The sequence below is a fragment of the Pseudomonas sp. A-R-19 genome, assembly GCF_019956575.1.
GTDB lineage: Bacteria > Pseudomonadota > Gammaproteobacteria > Pseudomonadales > Pseudomonadaceae > Aquipseudomonas.
The window spans coordinates 44,641-61,365 of sequence record NZ_JAHBDR010000050.1; the positions used below are offsets into that span (position 1 = coordinate 44,641).

At 61.5% G+C, this 16,725-nt stretch carries 15 protein-coding genes; 6 read left to right on the forward strand and 9 right to left on the reverse strand.

Translation table 11 applies throughout. The features are described from left to right. Window positions 1–10 precede the first annotated feature (10 nt). Window positions 11–919, reverse strand: a complete 909-nt coding sequence (locus KGA88_RS13305; protein ID WP_110658078.1) for a LysR family transcriptional regulator — start codon at window positions 917–919, stop codon at window positions 11–13. 106 nt (window positions 920–1,025) lie between these two features. On the opposite strand from KGA88_RS13305, the gene KGA88_RS13310 reads away from it, so the two are divergent. Then, a complete protein-coding gene (locus KGA88_RS13310; protein WP_110658076.1) occupies window positions 1,026–1,625 on the forward strand; it encodes a short chain dehydrogenase in 600 nt (199 codons plus the stop codon). Window positions 1,626–1,636: 11 nt separating this feature from the next. Here KGA88_RS13310 and KGA88_RS13315 read toward each other — a convergent pair whose 3' ends face one another. Further along, window positions 1,637–1,993: a hypothetical protein gene (locus KGA88_RS13315; RefSeq protein ID WP_223591560.1), complete on the reverse strand. Its 357-nt coding sequence runs from the start codon at window positions 1,991–1,993 to the stop codon at window positions 1,637–1,639. Window positions 1,994–2,165: 172 nt separating this feature from the next. Between KGA88_RS13315 and KGA88_RS13320 the strand changes: the two genes are divergently transcribed. Continuing rightward, a complete protein-coding gene (locus KGA88_RS13320; protein WP_110658072.1) occupies window positions 2,166–2,834 on the forward strand; it encodes a COG3650 family protein in 669 nt (222 codons plus the stop codon). Window positions 2,835–2,929: 95 nt separating this feature from the next. Then, window positions 2,930–4,543 (forward strand): NAD(P)/FAD-dependent oxidoreductase, encoded by a 1,614-nt coding sequence (locus tag KGA88_RS13325; protein ID WP_223591562.1) that lies wholly within the window; start codon window positions 2,930–2,932, stop codon window positions 4,541–4,543. 117 nt (window positions 4,544–4,660) lie between these two features. On the opposite strand, the gene KGA88_RS13330 is transcribed toward KGA88_RS13325, so the two are convergent. Beyond that, complete coding sequence (locus tag KGA88_RS13330; RefSeq protein ID WP_223591620.1) at window positions 4,661–5,758, reverse strand: PLP-dependent cysteine synthase family protein; 1,098 nt, start codon at window positions 5,756–5,758, stop codon at window positions 4,661–4,663. A gap of 247 nt (window positions 5,759–6,005) precedes the next feature. Here KGA88_RS13330 and nhaA point away from each other — a divergent pair, with 247 nt between their 5' ends. Next, window positions 6,006–7,193, forward strand: coding sequence for a Na+/H+ antiporter NhaA (gene nhaA / locus KGA88_RS13335; RefSeq protein ID WP_110658066.1), 1,188 nt, complete (start codon window positions 6,006–6,008; stop codon window positions 7,191–7,193). Window positions 7,194–7,285: 92 nt separating this feature from the next. Here the strand turns inward: nhaA and KGA88_RS13340 are convergent, their stop codons facing one another. Further along, complete coding sequence (locus KGA88_RS13340; RefSeq protein WP_007971612.1) at window positions 7,286–7,750, reverse strand: glycine zipper 2TM domain-containing protein; 465 nt, start codon at window positions 7,748–7,750, stop codon at window positions 7,286–7,288. 164 nt (window positions 7,751–7,914) lie between these two features. On the opposite strand from KGA88_RS13340, the gene KGA88_RS13345 reads away from it, so the two are divergent. Continuing rightward, complete coding sequence (locus tag KGA88_RS13345; RefSeq protein ID WP_110658064.1) at window positions 7,915–8,151, forward strand: hypothetical protein; 237 nt, start codon at window positions 7,915–7,917, stop codon at window positions 8,149–8,151. A gap of 5 nt (window positions 8,152–8,156) precedes the next feature. Here the strand turns inward: KGA88_RS13345 and pdxH are convergent, their stop codons facing one another. The 5 genes from pdxH to dinG all read right to left on the reverse strand — a co-directional run bounded on the left by pdxH (window position 8,157) and on the right by dinG (window position 16,051). Next, window positions 8,157–8,804, reverse strand: a complete 648-nt coding sequence (gene pdxH, locus KGA88_RS13350; protein WP_223591564.1) for a pyridoxamine 5'-phosphate oxidase — start codon at window positions 8,802–8,804, stop codon at window positions 8,157–8,159. 24 nt (window positions 8,805–8,828) lie between these two features. Further along, window positions 8,829–9,836, reverse strand: coding sequence for an OmpA family protein (locus tag KGA88_RS13355; RefSeq protein ID WP_223591566.1), 1,008 nt, complete (start codon window positions 9,834–9,836; stop codon window positions 8,829–8,831). A 113-nt stretch (window positions 9,837–9,949) separates the two neighbouring features. Then, window positions 9,950–11,095, reverse strand: coding sequence for a serine hydrolase domain-containing protein (locus tag KGA88_RS13360; RefSeq protein ID WP_110662981.1), 1,146 nt, complete (start codon window positions 11,093–11,095; stop codon window positions 9,950–9,952). A 231-nt stretch (window positions 11,096–11,326) separates the two neighbouring features. After that, window positions 11,327–13,810, reverse strand: a complete 2,484-nt coding sequence (locus KGA88_RS13365; RefSeq protein WP_110660738.1) for a beta-galactosidase — start codon at window positions 13,808–13,810, stop codon at window positions 11,327–11,329. Window positions 13,811–13,906: 96 nt separating this feature from the next. Beyond that, window positions 13,907–16,051: an ATP-dependent DNA helicase DinG gene (dinG, locus tag KGA88_RS13370; RefSeq protein WP_102702550.1), complete on the reverse strand. Its 2,145-nt coding sequence runs from the start codon at window positions 16,049–16,051 to the stop codon at window positions 13,907–13,909. Between the two features lie 99 nt (window positions 16,052–16,150). Here dinG and KGA88_RS13375 point away from each other — a divergent pair, with 99 nt between their 5' ends. Beyond that, entirely contained in the window at window positions 16,151–16,615 is a 465-nt protein-coding gene (locus KGA88_RS13375; protein ID WP_223591568.1) for a CopD family protein, read from the forward strand. The last annotated feature ends 110 nt before the right edge of the window (window positions 16,616–16,725 follow it).

Sequence of the window (16,725 nt, forward strand, 5' to 3'; positions counted from 1 at the left end):
GTGTTCTGGCCTATAGCCTGTCCAGCACCTCCCCACTGCGCTTGAACCACCCGATCAAATAGTCCGCCAGCACCTGCGTACGCCTGGGCAATCCGCCCTGATACGGATGCACCAGGTACATCGGCATACTGCGGGTCTGATAATCGCGCAGCAGCCAACGCAAACGCCCGTCGGCCAGTTCTGTTGGCAAACAGTAGGACGGCAGGCGCGCAATACCGGCGCCGACCAGTGCGGCCTTTTTCAACAGGTTGTAATGGTTGCTGGCGAACGGCCCCGACACCCGCACACGCAACAACTCATGTTGCTGGTGATACAGCCACTCCTCCCGGCCGCTGTAATGGCTGTTAAGCAGGCAGCGATGCTCGGCCAGCGCCTGAGGCGTTTGCGGTTCACCGTATTGCTCCAGATAGGCCGGGCTGGCACAGGTCAGCTCTTGCCACGCCAGCAGCGGACGTGCCACTAGTCGTTGGTCAATGGCCACGTCAGAGCGAATCGCCAGGTCGAAGCCGTCGCGGGACAGATCGCGGTAGCTGTTGTTGAGCTCCAGCTCGATCTGCACTTGGGGATACTTGGCGGAGAACTCCAACAGCAGACCATCGAAGAAAGTTTCCCCGAGCGATACCGGCACCGTCATCCGCACCGGACCGGCCATGTCGTCCTTCAATCTCGCCAGCGCCTGGCGCGCCCGCTCGACTTGCACCACCAGCGCCTGGGCCTGTGGCAACAACGCAGCACCGGCGGCGGTCAGGCTCAAGCGGCGGGTGGTGCGTTGCAGCAACACCACGCAAAACTGCGCTTCCAACTGACTGATGCGCTTGGACAACTGGCCTTTGCTGCAACCGAGCTGCTGCGCCGCCAAGGTAAAACTACCCGCTTCGATCAATACCGCAAACGCGGCCAGGTCATCCATCTCGCTCATGGATTGTTTCCATTTGAAAACCAAAGGTTGCCTATTAGTGCGCTTATCCGCAGAAAAAACCACTCTAAACTGAAAGCTCATCCAACCCACATGAGGATCAGCCTCCATGAAAATTCTTTTGATCGGCGCAGGCGGCACCATCGGTTCGGCAGTGGACAAAGAGTTGTCCCAGCGCCACGAAATCATCCGCATTGGCCGCAACAGCGGCGACTTTCAGGTGGATATCAGCGACAGCGCTTCGATTCGCAAACTGTTCGAGCAGACCGGAAAATTCGATGCGCTGGTGTGCGCCGCAGGCAACGTGACCTTCGCTGCGCTCAACGAGATGACCGAAGAGAGCTTTGCCCTGGGCCTCAAAGACAAACTCATGGGCCAGGTCAACCTGCTGCTGATCGGTCGCGAGTTCGCCAATGACGGTGCTTCGTTCACCTTCACCACCGGCGTGCTCAGTCACGATCCTATTTACAGCGGTGCCTCGGCAGCCTTGGTCAACGGTGCACTGGACAGCTTCGTTCGCGCCGCCGCCATCGAATTGCCGCGTGGCCTGCGAGTGAATTCGATCAGCCCGAATGTCCTGGTCGAAGCCATGGGCAAATACGCGCCGTACTTCCGTGGCTTCAAGCCGGTTCCAGCAGCGGATGTAGCCTTGGCCTACGCCAAGAGCGTGGAAGGCCTGCAAACGGGTCAGACCTTTCACGTAGGTTGAGCTGGCTCCGCTCAATCAATCAGCGTTGGCAGCAAATCCTTGGCGATGGATTTAGGGATGGCTATTCTGAATCTTGAGCCCAGGACTGAATGCACTGTCGCCGTGGAGATCTTCCAACCGTTAATCGATAGCGTCATTTGCTGGCCTATCGCTTCGCGGGAAACGTGCTGTATACGCTCAGTCGCTTCAGGGCTGAGCGTGACATTCATTTCATAACTGGAATGCAGTCTTTCGACGTCTTTGAGTACTAACTCCATCCGGATAAAGTCCGTTGCCGAGGACAAATTGATCTCGGCAGCCTGACTGCACGTCGCCCCTGTCATCGCCAGCAAAAACATCCAAACCTTCCAGACCATAACCTTCTTCATGCCCTGCTCCTGCAAAAACGTGGCAGCCTACCTTTGCGCCCTGATTCCTGGCACAGAAACAATACACAAAATGTTGCTGCAAACAGCCGTCGGATCGGCGACGGAGCAATACGAGTCTTGTGATGAACGGTCAGGCTGAGTAACGTGGCGGCACTTGTCAGGAGACCCCAAGATGCGTGTTGCCCGTTCCTTAGTCCTCGTTGCCCTGCTTCCGCTGTTCGCCGCTTGCCAGTTGTTCGAGGGTGAGCGGCAGAGCGCCTCCCATGTCGGCCAGACACGCATGCAAGGCCAGTTGACCGCGGCGGACGGCAAACTGCTGTTCCAGCCGTGCAACCAGGCTAACCGCTACGTGGTCAACGACACGGGCGGTACCAGTGTCCTGCAGCAGGCTGCAAGCCTGGCGGATAAGCAAGGCAAGCTGTTTGCCGACGTGCGCGGGCGGGTTGTGGCCGGCAGCGGCGGTGACGGCCAGCTCGATCTGGAGCAGTTGTACCGCGTCGAGCGCTCGGGCACCGCGTGCGACGATCCGAATTTCAAATTGCTGATCCTGCGCGCCGCCGGCCACACTCCGGAGTGGAGCGTGAAAGTCAGCGGCAAAGGCATGGTCGTCGACCGCGCCGGCCAGCCGCCATTGGCCGTGCCTTACGTCGAAGAGCAACTGGGCGATGGCCGTTTCAACCTCAGCACCGAAGCCAACAACCAGCACATCGAACTGTGGGTTGCACCGCAACGTTGCGTCGACAGCAGCACCGGCAGCATCCAGCACATGAGTGCCGAACTGCGCGTTGACGGTCAGGTCCAGCGTGGATGCGGGTATTTCGGCGGCTCGCGCGACGACTGATCGTTTAAGCCTCACAGGCCTGCGCCTTTGGGGCTTATAATCGCGGGCTTCAAACGCCCTGGCGCAGTTGTGCGCCCCGCGAACCGGATCCTGCCATGTTACGAATCACCGAACTCAAGTTGCCGATCGACCATCCCGATGAAGACCTGCGCCCCGCCATCGTGCAGCGCTTAGGGCTTGCCAGCGATGATCTGCTCGATTTCACCTTGTTCAAGCGCAGCTACGATGCGCGTAAAAAGTCCTCCGAACTGTGTTTCATCTACACCATCGACCTTGAAGTTCGCGACGAGGCGGCGGTGCTGCACAAGTTCGCCGATGACCGTAACGTCAACGTGGCACCGGATGTCAGCTACAAAGTGGTTGGCCAGGCACCGGCCGACCTGAGCGCGCGCCCGATCGTCGTCGGCTTCGGTCCGTGCGGGATTTTCGCCGGGCTGCTGCTGGCGCAAATGGGCTTCAAGCCGATCATCCTCGAGCGTGGCACCGAAGTACGCCAGCGCACCAAGGACACCTGGGGCCTGTGGCGCAAAAACGTGCTCAACCCCGAATCCAACGTGCAGTTCGGTGAAGGCGGCGCGGGGACATTCTCCGACGGCAAGCTCTACAGCCAGATCAAGGACCCGAAATTCCTCGGTCGCAAAGTCCTGCACGAATTCGTCAAGGCCGGCGCGCCGGAAGAAATCCTCTACGTCAGCAAACCGCACATCGGTACGTTCCGTCTGACCGGCGTTGTGGAAAACATGCGTGAGCAGATTCGCGCCCTCGGCGGCGAAGTGCGCTTCCAGCAGCGCGTCACCGACGTGTTGATCGAAGACGGCCAACTGGTCGGCGTCGAGCTCAACGGTGGCGAGCAAATCCATTCGAAACACGTGATCCTGGCCCTCGGTCACAGCGCCCGCGATACCTTCCGCATGCTCCACGGCCGTGGCGTGTTCATGGAAGCCAAGCCGTTCTCGGTGGGTTTCCGCATCGAGCACCCGCAGTCGCTGATCGACCGTGCGCGCCTGGGCAAGTACGCCGGCCACCCGAAACTGGGCGCCGCCGACTACAAACTGGTGCACCACGCCAAGAATGGTCGTTCGGTCTACAGCTTCTGCATGTGCCCGGGCGGAACGGTGGTGGCGGCGACGTCCGAGCCGAACCGTGTGGTCACCAACGGCATGAGCCAATACTCGCGTAACGAGCGCAATGCCAACTCCGGTATCGTCGTCGGCATCACCCCGGAAGTCGATTATCCGGGCGGCCCGCTGGCCGGTATCGAGTTGCAGGAACGCCTGGAATCCCACGCCTTTGTGCTGGGCGGCAGCAACTACGAAGCCCCGGCGCAACTGGTCGGCGACTTTATCGCAGGCAAACCCTCCACCGAACTGGGCAGCGTCGAGCCGTCCTACAAGCCGGGCGTTGCCCTGGGTGATCTGGCGCTGGCACTGCCGGCGTTCGCCATCGAAGCGATTCGCGAAGCCTTGCCGGCGTTCGAAAAGCAGATTCGTGGTTACTCGTTGCACGACGCGGTGTTGACCGGGATTGAGACTCGCACGTCCTCGCCGCTGCGCATGACCCGTAACGAGTCGATGCAGAGCCTGAACGTGAAGGGCTTGTTCCCGGCCGGCGAAGGTGCCGGTTATGCGGGCGGGATTCTGTCGGCAGGTGTTGACGGGATTCGGATTGCGGAAGCTGTGGCTCGGGATATCCTCGGTCTCCAGGACTGACAGCCCCCGAATGTGGGAGCGGGCTTGCTCGCGAAGACGGTTTCACATCCAACCTGTGTGTTGGCTGATCCACCGCCTTCGCGAGCAAGCCCGCTCCCACATTTGATCTTCGAGGGGTCAGATGTTGGCGCGCAGCACCGACTCCGGCAACGCCTCACCCCGCTCTACCGTCGCCGCTACCGCAGCCATCAAGCTACCCAAGTCATACCCCTGAGCCTTGAGCCAGTCCTGATCGTAATAGGTCGTGGCATAACGCTCGCCGCTGTCACACAGAATCGCCACCATCGACCCCTTCTCCCCTGCCGCCTTCATGTGCTGGGCGGCCATCAGTGCGCCGATCAGGTTGGTCCCGCTCGACCCGCCGACATGGCGTCCCAGACGCTCCGCCAGGTAGTGCATGGCCGCCAGTGACAGGGCATCCGGCACCTTGACCATAGCGTCGATCACCTTCGACAGGAACGACGCTTCCACACGCGGCCGGCCGATGCCTTCGATCCGCGAGCCGTGGTCCAGACGCAGGCTGGCATCGCCGGTCTGGTAATAATCAAAGAACACCGAACGCTCGGCATCGGCACACAGCACGCGGGTGCAATGCTGGCGATAACGCACGTATCGACCCAGGGTGGCCGTGGTACCACCGGTGCCAGGGCTGGAAATCAGCCAGCTCGGCTCGGGATGCTGCTCGAAACGCATCTGATGAAAGATCGATTCGGCAATGTTGTTGTTCGCCCGCCAGTCGGTGGCGCGCTCGGCATAGGTGAACTGGTCGATGAAGTGTCCGTCGTGTTCACGGGCCAGACGCTCGGACTCGGCGTAGATCTGGGTCGGGTCGTCCACCAGATGACTTTGGCCACCGTAGAAGGCGATCTGCGCGATCTTTTCTTTTGAGGTGGTCGCCGGCATCACCGCAATGAACGGCAAGCCCAGCATGCGCGCGAAATACGCTTCGGAAATCGCCGTGGAACCACTGGAAGCCTCGATGACCGGCGCACCGGGTTTGAGCCAGCCGTTACACAGCGCATACAGGAATAGCGAACGGGCCAGACGGTGCTTGAGGCTGCCCGTGGGATGGCTGGACTCATCCTTGAAATACAACTCGATGCCCGGAAAACCCGGCAGCGGCAAGGGGATCAAGTGGGTGTCGGCGCTGCGCTGGAAATCGGCTTCGATGATCCGGATCGCTTCGCGGGACCACTGTCGGTTGTCGCTCATGATGGTTTTCTCGTTGAATCGGGCAGGAGTCGGCCTTTTATCAAGGCTCATCCACCAAGCTTAGGAAAAATCCTGCATCCGGCACAGGTACAGCTGAGATCCAATACACCCGACAACTGCTAGGCTCAGCCCGATGCTGGCGGATCACTCTGTAACGGCATATAACAAAAAAGAATATAACTTTTGTTTTAACAACTAACAGTACTTGTTAGGGTGTAACACCTTTTGAATTCACAGATGGAGAGCGACCTTGCCTCTGCGTAGCACTTTCACGCGTTTCTTTCAGTTGGAAGCTGCCAGCGGTCTGTTACTGATCGCCGCTGCCGTTCTGGCTCTAATCATCAACAACTCGCCGCTGTCATGGCTGTACAACGGCCTGCTGGATACCCCCGTGGTGGCCCAGATCGGCGCGCTGAAAATCGCCAAGCCGTTGCTGCTGTGGATCAACGACGGCCTGATGGCGCTGTTTTTCCTGCTGATCGGCCTGGAGGTGAAACGCGAAGTCCTCGACGGCCAGTTGTCCAAGCCGTCGCAAATCGTCCTGCCTGGCGCGGCGGCGATTGGCGGCATGGTGGTGCCGGCGCTGATCTACTGGTATCTCAATCGCGACACGCCAGCGGCCCTCGATGGCTGGGCGATCCCGACCGCGACCGACATCGCCTTCGCCCTTGGCGTGCTGGCGTTGCTGGGCAAACGGGTGCCGGTTTCGCTGAAGCTGTTCCTGATGACCCTGGCGATCATCGACGACCTCGGCGCGATCATCATCATTGCGATCTTCTATTCCGGCGCGCTGTCGACCTTGTCCCTGGCGCTGGCCGCGGCCTGTATTGCGGCACTGATCGGGATGAACCGACTCGGCGTGGTCAAGCTCGGACCGTACATGATCATTGGCCTGATCCTCTGGGTCTGCGTGCTCAAGAGCGGTGTCCATGCCACGCTGGCCGGCGTGACCCTGGCGTTTTGCATTCCGCTGCGCACGAAAAATGCCGAGCCTTCGCCATTGCTGACCCTGGAACACGCCCTGCACCCTTGGGTGGCCTACGGCATCCTGCCGCTGTTCGCGTTTGCCAATGCCGGCCTGTCCCTGAGCGGTGTCACCGTCGAAAGCTTCACTCACCACGTCCCCATGGGCATTGCCGCCGGACTGCTGCTGGGCAAGACCGTCGGTGTCTTCGGCCTGACCTGGCTGGCGGTGAAAACCGGTATCGCCGCCCTGCCCCAAGGCGCCAATTGGGGCCAGATACTGGGCGTGGCGATTCTCTGCGGCATTGGTTTCACCATGAGCCTGTTTGTCGGCTCGCTGGCCTTCGAGCCTGGCGTGAGTGATTTCGCCGGGATGGACCGCATGGGAATCCTGACCGGTTCGATCCTGGCCGCGCTGATCGGTTATGGGGTGACGGCAATGGCGAGTCGCAAGAGCTCCAGCCTGGCCTCCTGATAAACCACGACAACACCTGGCACCATCAAGGCTTGAAACAAAAAACCCGATCAGTCACCTGATCGGTTTTTTTGTTTATCCGGTATTTGCGCTTAGTGCGAAACGCGGCTGGTGCCATTCACACTGGCGATGCGCACACGTTCGCCAACACGGAACACTTCGTTCGGCTGAACTTCCTGAACGTAGGCGCGCATGCTGCCATCGTCTTCGCGCACGGTGATTTCCACGCCCTGGGTGCGGGTCATGCCTTCTTCAGCGGCCGAACCGATCAGGCCGCCGGCGACTGCGCCGATGACCGCAGCAACGATACTGCCTTTGCCGCCACCGATGGCGCTGCCGCCAACACCGCCGACCACTGCGCCTGCAGCGCCGCCGATCGGGGTTTTGGTGCCTTCGATTTTCACCGGGCGCAATGCTTCAATGGTGCCCATGCGAACGGTCTGCACACGACGCGCCTCGTCACGGGAATAGGAGTCACCGGTCAGGCTCGATTGGCATCCAGTGAGCAACATCGCCATCGTGGAAAAGGAAGCAACCAGCAGAACAGACTTACGCATAGCATCAACTCCAAAGAAACAGATGTTCATTAAACTCCGCAGCTTGACGCCTGTCACGGCACAGCCCGGGTAAAATTGCTTTGATTCAGGCTCCGTTAAGGCGCCACCACGAACTCACACAGTAGCGGCAAAAGCAGAAAACTGCCCATTGGCCAAGGATTTTCATGGACTACTTTATCATTGTCGTCACGACGGTTGCCGGTTTGTACTTCCACTGGTGGCTGTACGTGCGGATCAAACGCTGGATGGACCGTGACCTGGCGCTAGCGCTGGCGGGCAAGAATGAGCAGAAAAAAGCCTTCATGCTCGAACAGTTGGCGAGTGCTCATGCGCAGAAGATCAAGCGTCGAGACCTGCCGAAGTGGCTGGAGGCCGCTGCGGCAGGCTATCCCGGTCGGTAGACTGTTCAGGGTGCTAGACGTTCAAGAATCCAGTCGGCGCCCTGCTGGCGGTAATTGAGACGGTCGTGCAGGCGGCTTGGGCGGCCCTGCCAGAATTCGATGCGCTCCGGCAGCAGGCGATAACCACCCCAGTGTTCCGGGCAATGCGGCTGGGTTTCGCTGAAACGTTGCTCGGTATCCTTGAGCAGCGCTTCGAGCTCCCCCCGATCGGCGATCACGCGGCTCTGCGGCGATGCCCAGGCCCCCAGGCGACTGCCCAGTGGACGGACCTGATAATAGGCGTCGGACTCCTCAGGCGTGACCTTCACCACCCGCCCTTCGATGCGCACCTGGCGCTCCAGCGCCGGCCAGAAAAACGTCATGGCCGCGAACGGATTCGCGGCCAGGTGCTGGCCCTTGGCGCTATCGTAGTTGGTGAAGAAGGTGAAGCCCTGCTCGTCCAGGCCCTTGAGCAACAGAATGCGACAGTGCGGTCGACCGTCCTGGTCGACCGTGGCCAGGGTCATGGCGTTGGCTTCCACCGGCGCCTGTTCGGTTTTCACCGCGTCGGCGAACCACTGATGGAACAGTGCGAACGGCTCGGCCGGGGCTTGTACCTCGGTCAGGCCATCACGGGTGTAGTCACGACGCATATCAGCCAGGCCCTGGGTCATGGCGCATTCCTTTTGGTTAACGAATCACTGCTTTGCAGTATCGGTGCTGGCGACCTTCTTGTCTGTCGCAGCGGCTTTGGCTGGCGTGGTTTTCTTCGCCGGCGTTGCAGTTTTCGCAGGTGTTTTCTTGGCCGGAGCTTTTTTCGCCGGGGCTTTTTTCGTCGCTGGAACAGCCGCCTTTTTAGTCGCAGGGGCCGGTGTCACAGGCTTGGCGACCGGCTTGACGTCAGCGGCAGCAACCAGGGTCACTGGGGCTGGCGCCGGCATGTTGTACTTGCTCAGCAGCGCAACCATGGTGTTCTGCGGGGTCACCAGCAGTTCCACGCGGCGGTTCAACGCACGCCCTTGCACGCTGTCGTTGGCGGCACGCGGCGCATCACCGCCCAAGCCACGCAGCATCAGGCGATCACGCTGCAAACCACTGAGGCGGAAAATCGCCGCAACGGCCTGGGCGCGTTCCTGGCTCAGCTTGACGTTGGCAGGCGCGGCGCCGGACGTATCGCTGTGGCCGAGGATCAGCACAGCGGTCTTTGGATCGGCTTCAAGGATCTTGGCAACGCGGGTGAACGGACCGAGCGTGACCGGCAGCAGCATGGCCGGACGATCAGGGTTGAACGAGCCTTCGACCGGCGCCGTCACCACCAGCACGTTTTCGCGGCGCTCGAGTTGCATGTTGCTGTCCTTGACCGCCTCGCGCAGACGCGGCTCGTAGTCGTCAAGCCAGGCCTGGGTGACTTTCGGGTCCGGCATCGGCACGGCCTTGGCGGTGCTCTGGTCGCTGCCACCGAACGGCCACCACCATTTGTTGCCGCTATCGGACTGGGCCTTGGCCACCGTCACGGGTTTGACTTCAGGTTTCACTTCCGCCTTGGCCACGGGCTTGACGGCGCTGTCATCGGAACCAAACGGCCAGTACCAGTGGCTGCCGCTTTCAGTCTTGGCGACAGGCGTCGTCGCATCTTTCTGTGGAGTCTGTGCGCAACCGGTAATGGCGAAGCACAGGGCCAAGGCGAGGGTTTTATTGGATGACATTGGATATCCACAAAAATGAAGTCAAAAAAATCAGGCCACATCGGCCCGCTTAAACAGACGCTTTGAAACTGAAAAGGCTATCGGGTTCCAGCCCTGGAACCCGATAGCCGCTTTTACAGACAAGTGGCCAGAACCCGCACCAGCTTTTGCGCGCGCGGGTCCATCAAGACGTACGGCCCCAGGGTATTTGTCACAAATCCGAAGGCCACATCGTGCTCCGGGTCGGCAAAACCGATGGAGCCGCCGGCACCCGGGTGACCAAACGCCCGCGGGCCAAGGCCGAAGGTGGCATTGGCAACGTCCGGTTGATCGAGCATGCAACCCAGGCCGAAACGCGTCCGGGTCAGTAAAGTCTTGTCCTCGCCGAGGCTGTGCTCGCGAGTCAACTCATCGAGCATTTCGCTTTCCAGCAGGCTACCGTCGAGCAGGCCGGCGTAGAAACCGGCCAGGCTGCGGGCATTGCCATGGCCATTGGCGGCCGGCTGCTGCATGCGTCGCCACTCGGGTTTATTGGTGCTGGTCATGATCGACGGCGGGTTGGTGAACGCGCGGGTCGTCATGGCCGTTGGCTCGCGCATGGTCACTTGCAGCAGGCGTTGGGCGGCGGCATCGCCGACATTGCCCTTGCCCCGCGCAATGTGGGCCACGCGATGGAACTCTTCGTCAGCCAAGCCCACATGGAAGTCCAGGCCCAACGGCTTGGCGACCCGCGCCACAATGGACTCACCCGGTCCACGACCGTCGGCTCGGCGCAGCAGTTCGCCGACCAGCCAGCCATAGGTGATCGCCGCGTAACCGTGGCCTTCGCCAGGCGTCCACCACGGTGTTTCGGCGGCCAGGGCGTCGACCATGGTTTGCCAGTCGTAAAGGGCTTCGGGGGCCAGTAACTCACGCAGTGCCGGAAGGCCGGCCTGATGGCAGAGCAGTTGACGCAAGGTGACGGACTCTTTGCCCGCTGCGGCAAATTCGGGCCAGTAGCGCGCAACCGGGGCATCCAGTTGCAGCTTGCCTTCAGCCACCAATTGCAGCGCGGTGACGGCCGTAAAGGTCTTGGTGCAGGAGAACAGGTTGGCGATGGTGTCGCTGTGCCAGGCCTCGGCGCCGTCCTTGTCGGCAGTGCCGGCCCACAGATCGACGACGGTTTCGCCACCGACCTGAATGCACAACGCCGCGCCACGCTCCTGGGGATCGTCGAACAGCGCCGCGAACGCCTCGCGCACCGCTTCGAACTTAAGCTCGTAATGACCCTGAATCTGCACCCGCAACTCCCCGGATTAACGCTCTACAAAGTGGCTGGCATTGTTCCAGCCCTTGAGGGTTTTGGGAACAGGGTGGGGCCGGGCGGTTGTTTTACCGCCGATCCCTTGTGGCGAGGGGGCTTGCTCCCGCTGGAGTGCGCAGCACTCCCAAAGTCTTGGGCCGTTGCCGAGATTTTGGGGTCGCTGCGCAACCCAACGGGGGCAAGCCCCCTCGCCACAGGGTTTCAGGGCCTAGTGGCCATTCCCGGAATGACCGCCAGCGCCCTTCCCCGGTCCCTTGCCGGCTTCGGCCTTGCGGCCGCCCTCGGCGTCGTGGCTGGCTTTGTCGGCGGCGGCCGCTGCCTTCTCGGCCTCTTTGCCCAATTGCTCGACTGTCATCAGATTGCTCTTGCGCACGCCGTCGACAAAGCCCTGGAACGGCAGGTCTGTGATGCCTACCAACCCGAAGTGACCGTTTTCACCGTCAAGCAGGCGCCCGGTGACCGGTTGATCGAGGTACTGGAACCAATGCACGCCAACAATCGACGGCTCGCTCAAGGCCTGTTTGAGGAAGTTGGCATACGCCGGCCCGCGGTCCTCCTCCTTCGCCAACTGCGTGACCCCGCCCCAGAACGGGCCACGATCAGCCGAGCCGAAGTTGAATTCGGTGATCAGCACCGGTTTGTCGAGACTGCGCAGCCTGGCGAAGTCGTAACCGTCCTGGGGTTGCAGGGTGTACATGTTGAAGCTCAACACGTCGCAATACTGGGCGCAGGACTCCACGGCTTCAGGCGTGCTGATGGCGAACCGGCCACCGAGCAGCAGCTGGTTCGGCGCGTGCCATTTGAGCGAGTCGGAGATGGTCTTGAAATAAGTGTCGGCAAAGACCTTCTGGAAGTATTTGAAGTCCGCTTCGATTTCCGGGTGCTCGGCGCTCGGGAGCGGCGGCACGAATCCCGGGTCCTCCATCAACTCCCAGGCCGGCAGATCAATGCCCCAGGCCTTCGACAGACCCGCCTGGTTGCGGTACTTGTCGCGCAGTTGCTTGAGGAATGCGCGCTTGGCCGGCACGTCGGTGGTCATTTTCAAGGTGCCGTAGGCCAGGGCATAACGGGCTTTCGGGTCATCGCCGGGACCGGCCCAGGCCAGTTCGTTGTCGGCGTAGTAACCGATCAACCAAGGATCGTCACGATGGTCGCGGGCGGCAATCGCCACGGCACGTTCGGTGGCCATGGCGAAACGCGGGTCGAACGGGTCGGGCATGCCGCCCCACCAGTCGGTACCGGTACTGATGCTGGCGTAGTCGCCGACAATCGACAGCGGCAAGGTGTACGCCACGCGATCAGCGTTGCCCAGTACCGGTGCACTCCAGTTGCCAATGGTGTTGAAGCCCCAGGCCTGCAAGCGATCAAGGGTATGACTGGCCCAGCGCTGCTCGTCGAATGTGGCCTTGCAGGGTTCGGCAGCGACTGGCGCTGGCGTATTTGCCTCGACTTTGGCTGCTTCGGCGACACCGGACTCGGCAGTCGCAGGCACAACCGGTTTCTCGGCGGCCTTTTCCGTCGTTGCTTCAACCGCATCGGCCTTTGCCGCTTCGGCGACGCCAGCCTTGGTGGCGCTGCTCGATTCGCAAGGATTGCCAAACAGGCGTTGCAGGTTGGCACCGTAGAAGTCGTACCAGCGCCCGGCATTGTAGCCGCGCCCTTGATCGGCACCGTTGCCGCCACGGTTGTCACCCTCGCCGTAGTGGCTGGCCAGCGCCTCGTCAGCCTTGGGCAGGGATTCGAACATCCACTCGCGACCGGCCACGTAGGTCTGGTCGACATCCGGGGCCACGGTATTGACCCCGAGGGAGTAGAACGGGTGCCCCTCAGGCGTCACCAGATACCAGCGACCATTACGTTTCTCCGTGCGGAAGAAGCCGCTGGCCTTGAACGACGGGCCTTTGGTCAAGCCACCGAACTTGTCCAGGGAGGACTTTTCGCGCTCGGCCAGCCAGGTTTTCAGTTGTTGCTGCTCCTTGCCGGCAGCGCCTTTGAGTTGTTCATCGCTGCTGATTTTTTCCGGCCATTTGGCCCGGGTCGACTGGCCATACGCATCCACCAGCCCGCCATACACGGCTTGGGTGACCGACTCACCGTCCTGCACACCAAAGCGTTCCAGCAGGATGCTTTGCGCAGCTTTCGGCTGGTCCATCGACAAGCTCACCGACACGACCTGGCTGCGATCCAGTTCACCGGCGCTGCTGGCCAGCAGGATGCGTTGACCCTCCACGGTCATCGGCATCGGCGGGCCGGCCTTCATGCCCTGGCTCAGCGGCGATGTCGCTTGCAACGGGACCAACAGGGTTTGCGCAGGCCCCGCCGGCAGATCGACGCGGCTGACCAGTGTCTTGCCGTCGTTGCTCTGGATGGTCACGTACAGGGTCAAGGCCCAGTTCATCGCGCTCTGGATTCGCAGGCTCATGACGCCCGACTGCGACCAGTCCCAAGCGCCTGTTTGCGGGGTCAGGCGCAAGGTTGGCCGGGCGACCGGGTTGAACGTCACCCGGCGCAGCACTTCGCCCTCGGGGGTTTGCTCGGCGTTGGATTGCGGCAGGCTGGCGTCCTGAGTCGCCACCTGGACCACATCGGCGGGGCGCACAAAGTTGAACAGCGTCTGCTGGCTGGCAGGCGCGGCCAGCAGAGGTGTTGCGAACATCAGGGCAAAAACAGCGGGCAACGAACGGCAAATCATGAGAACGAAATTCTCCCTAACGACCTTCAATGGGCCAGTGGAAAAGCGATGGCAGAGAGATAGACAACGCGGTGGGCAAAATTGCCCACCGGTGCTTCAGGAAATTTCTCGACGGAACGGCGGCAACGCGTTGAGGATGGCTTTGCCATAGCGCTGGGTCACCAGGCGCCGGTCGAGCAAGGTGATGGTGCCGCGGTCTTCTTCGGTGCGCAGCAAGCGGCCGCAGGCCTGGACCAGCTTCAGCGAGGCGTCCGGCACGGAGATTTCCATGAACGGATTGCCGCCCCGGGCTTCGATCCACTCGGCCAGTGCAGCCTCGACCGGATCATCCGGTACCGAGAATGGAATCTTGGCGATGACCACGTGCTCGCAATAGGCACCGGGCAAGTCGACCCCTTCGGCGAAGCTCGCCAGGCCGAACAACACGCTGGAGTCACCGCCATCGACCCTTGCCTTGTGCTTGTTCAGGGTTTCCTGTTTCGACAGGTTGCCCTGGATAAACACTTGCTTGCGCCAATCGCGGTCGAGGCCGTCGAACACGTCCTGCATCTGCTTACGCGAGGAAAACAGCACCAGCGTGCCCCGCGAGCCTTCGACCAACTCAGGCAGGTCACGAATGATCGCGGCGGTATGCGCCGCTGCATCACGCGGGTCGGCGTTCAGGTTCGGCACCCGCAACACACCGGCGTCGGCATGATGGAACGGGCTTGGTACGACCGCCGTCACGGCTTTTTTCGGCAGGCCGGCGCGCATGCGGAAGCGGTCGAAGGTGCCGAGGGCGGTCAAGGTCGCCGAGGTCACCAAGCAGCCATAGGCCACGTTCCACAGGTTGCGGCGAAGCATTTCCGCCGCGAGGATGGGACTTGCGTTGACCTCGATGTCGAACAGCGAGCCGCTTTCGGCCAGGGTCAGCCAGCGCGCCATCGGCGGGTTGTCTTCCGGGTCTTCGACGGTGAAGGCAGTCCACAGCTCCCAGTTACCGGAAGAACGCGACAACAGGCTGCCGAACAGCGGATACCACTCTTCGGCCTGGTTGCTGGCGATGCCAATGTTGACCTCGCCGTCCATGCCTTCCTTGAGCAGGTCGGTCAGGCGGGTGAACAGGTCGGTCAGGCGCGCGAAGCCTTTCTTCAGCTCGATGCCCATTTCACGCATGTGCTCGGGAATCACCCCGCCGACGAATCGATGACGCGGGCGCTCGCGGCCTTCGACGTCTTCGCCGGGTTTGAAATCGGCAATCTGCTCACACGCAGTGAACATGAACTGCTGCTGGGTCTTGATCTCCCGCGCCAGCTCGGGCACCTGCTCGATCAACTTGCCCAGGTCGCCTGGCAACGGGTGCTGGGCGAGCAATTTGGTGAGGTTCTTGGCGGTGGTTTCCAGCCAGTCGGCAGTCGAGCGCAAGCGCGTGTAATGGGCGAAGTGGCCGATGGCCTTGTCCGGCAGGTGATGGCCTTCGTCGAACACGTAGATGGTGTCGCGCGGGTCCGGCAACACCGCACCGCCGCCCAGGGCCAGGTCGGCCAGGACCATGTCGTGGTTGGTGACGATCACGTCGACCTTGCCCATGCCTTCGCGGGCCTTGTAGAAGGCGCACTGGCCGAAATTCGGGCAATGGCGGTTGGTGCACTGGCTGTGGTCGGTGGTCAGGCGCGCCCAGTCGGCGTCTTCCAGGGCGGTGGACCAACTGTCGCGGTCGCCGTCCCACTTATTGCCGGCGAGCTTCTCGATCATGCTGGTGAACAGCTTCTGGCTGGCCTCGTCGACCTCGATCTTGAAGCCTTCTTCTTCGAACAGCTGCGCCGTGGCGGTCTGCGCGTGGCCTTCCTGGAGCAACATGTCGAGCTTGGACAGGCACATGTAGCGCCCGCGGCCCTTGGCCAGGGCGAAGCTGAAATTCAGCCCGCTGTTGCGCATCAGGTCGGGCAGGTCCTTGTAGACGATCTGCTCTTGCAGGGCCACGGTGGCCGTGGCTATCACCAGGCGTTTGCCCGCGGCCTTGGCGGTCGGAATCGCCGCCAGGCTGTAGGCCACGGTCTTGCCGGTACCGGTGCCGGCTTCCACCGCGACGATCGCGGGGTCGCCACTGCGCCGGCCTTCGTCGTCGGTGTCGATGTCACCCAGGACCTTGGCGATTTCGGCGATCATCAGGCGTTGGCCGTAGCGCGGCTTGAGGCTCTTGGCTTCGAGAAAACGCGAGTAGGCGCCCTGGATCGTGGTTTTGAGTTCGGTGCTGATCATTGATTGTCGGGCGCTAAAAACGCTGGATAAATTTTCAGTAGTTCGGTTCGGCCGCTATCATACCCCGCTAATGAATCCCGCGCAGAACGGAGTACCCCAATGACACTTTTTAGCCTCATTTATAGCCTGCATGTACTGGCAGCCCTGGTCTGGGTCGGCGGCATGTTTTTCGCCTGGATGGTCTTGCGGCCCGCTGCGATCACGGCACTGGAGGGCCCTGCCCGGCTGAAGCTGTGGGTAGAAGTGTTTCAAGGTTTTTTCCGCTGGGTCTGGGTGGTGGTCGTGCTGCTGCCGGTCAGCGGCGTGGGCATGCTGCACATGCACTTCGGTGGCTTTGAAACTGCGCCACGTTATGTACAGGTGATGATGGGCTTGTATGTGGTGATGACCGCGCTGTTTATCCGCATTCAGGCGCTGATGTTGCCGGAGTTGCGCACCGCCGTGGCCGAGCAGGATTGGCCGGCGGGTGCCGGTGTGCTGGGACGGATTCGCCGCTTGGTGGGGATCAATCTACTGGTGGGGTTGGCCGTGGTGGCGATTGCTGCGGCTCGGCCGATGTTTTGAATCTGCCGAGCTTTTGTGGCGAGGGGGCTTGCCTGTGGCGAGGGGGCTTGCCCCCGTTCGGCTGCGTAGCAGTCGTAAATCCAGACAACGCTAACCTTCAGCAGTATTGC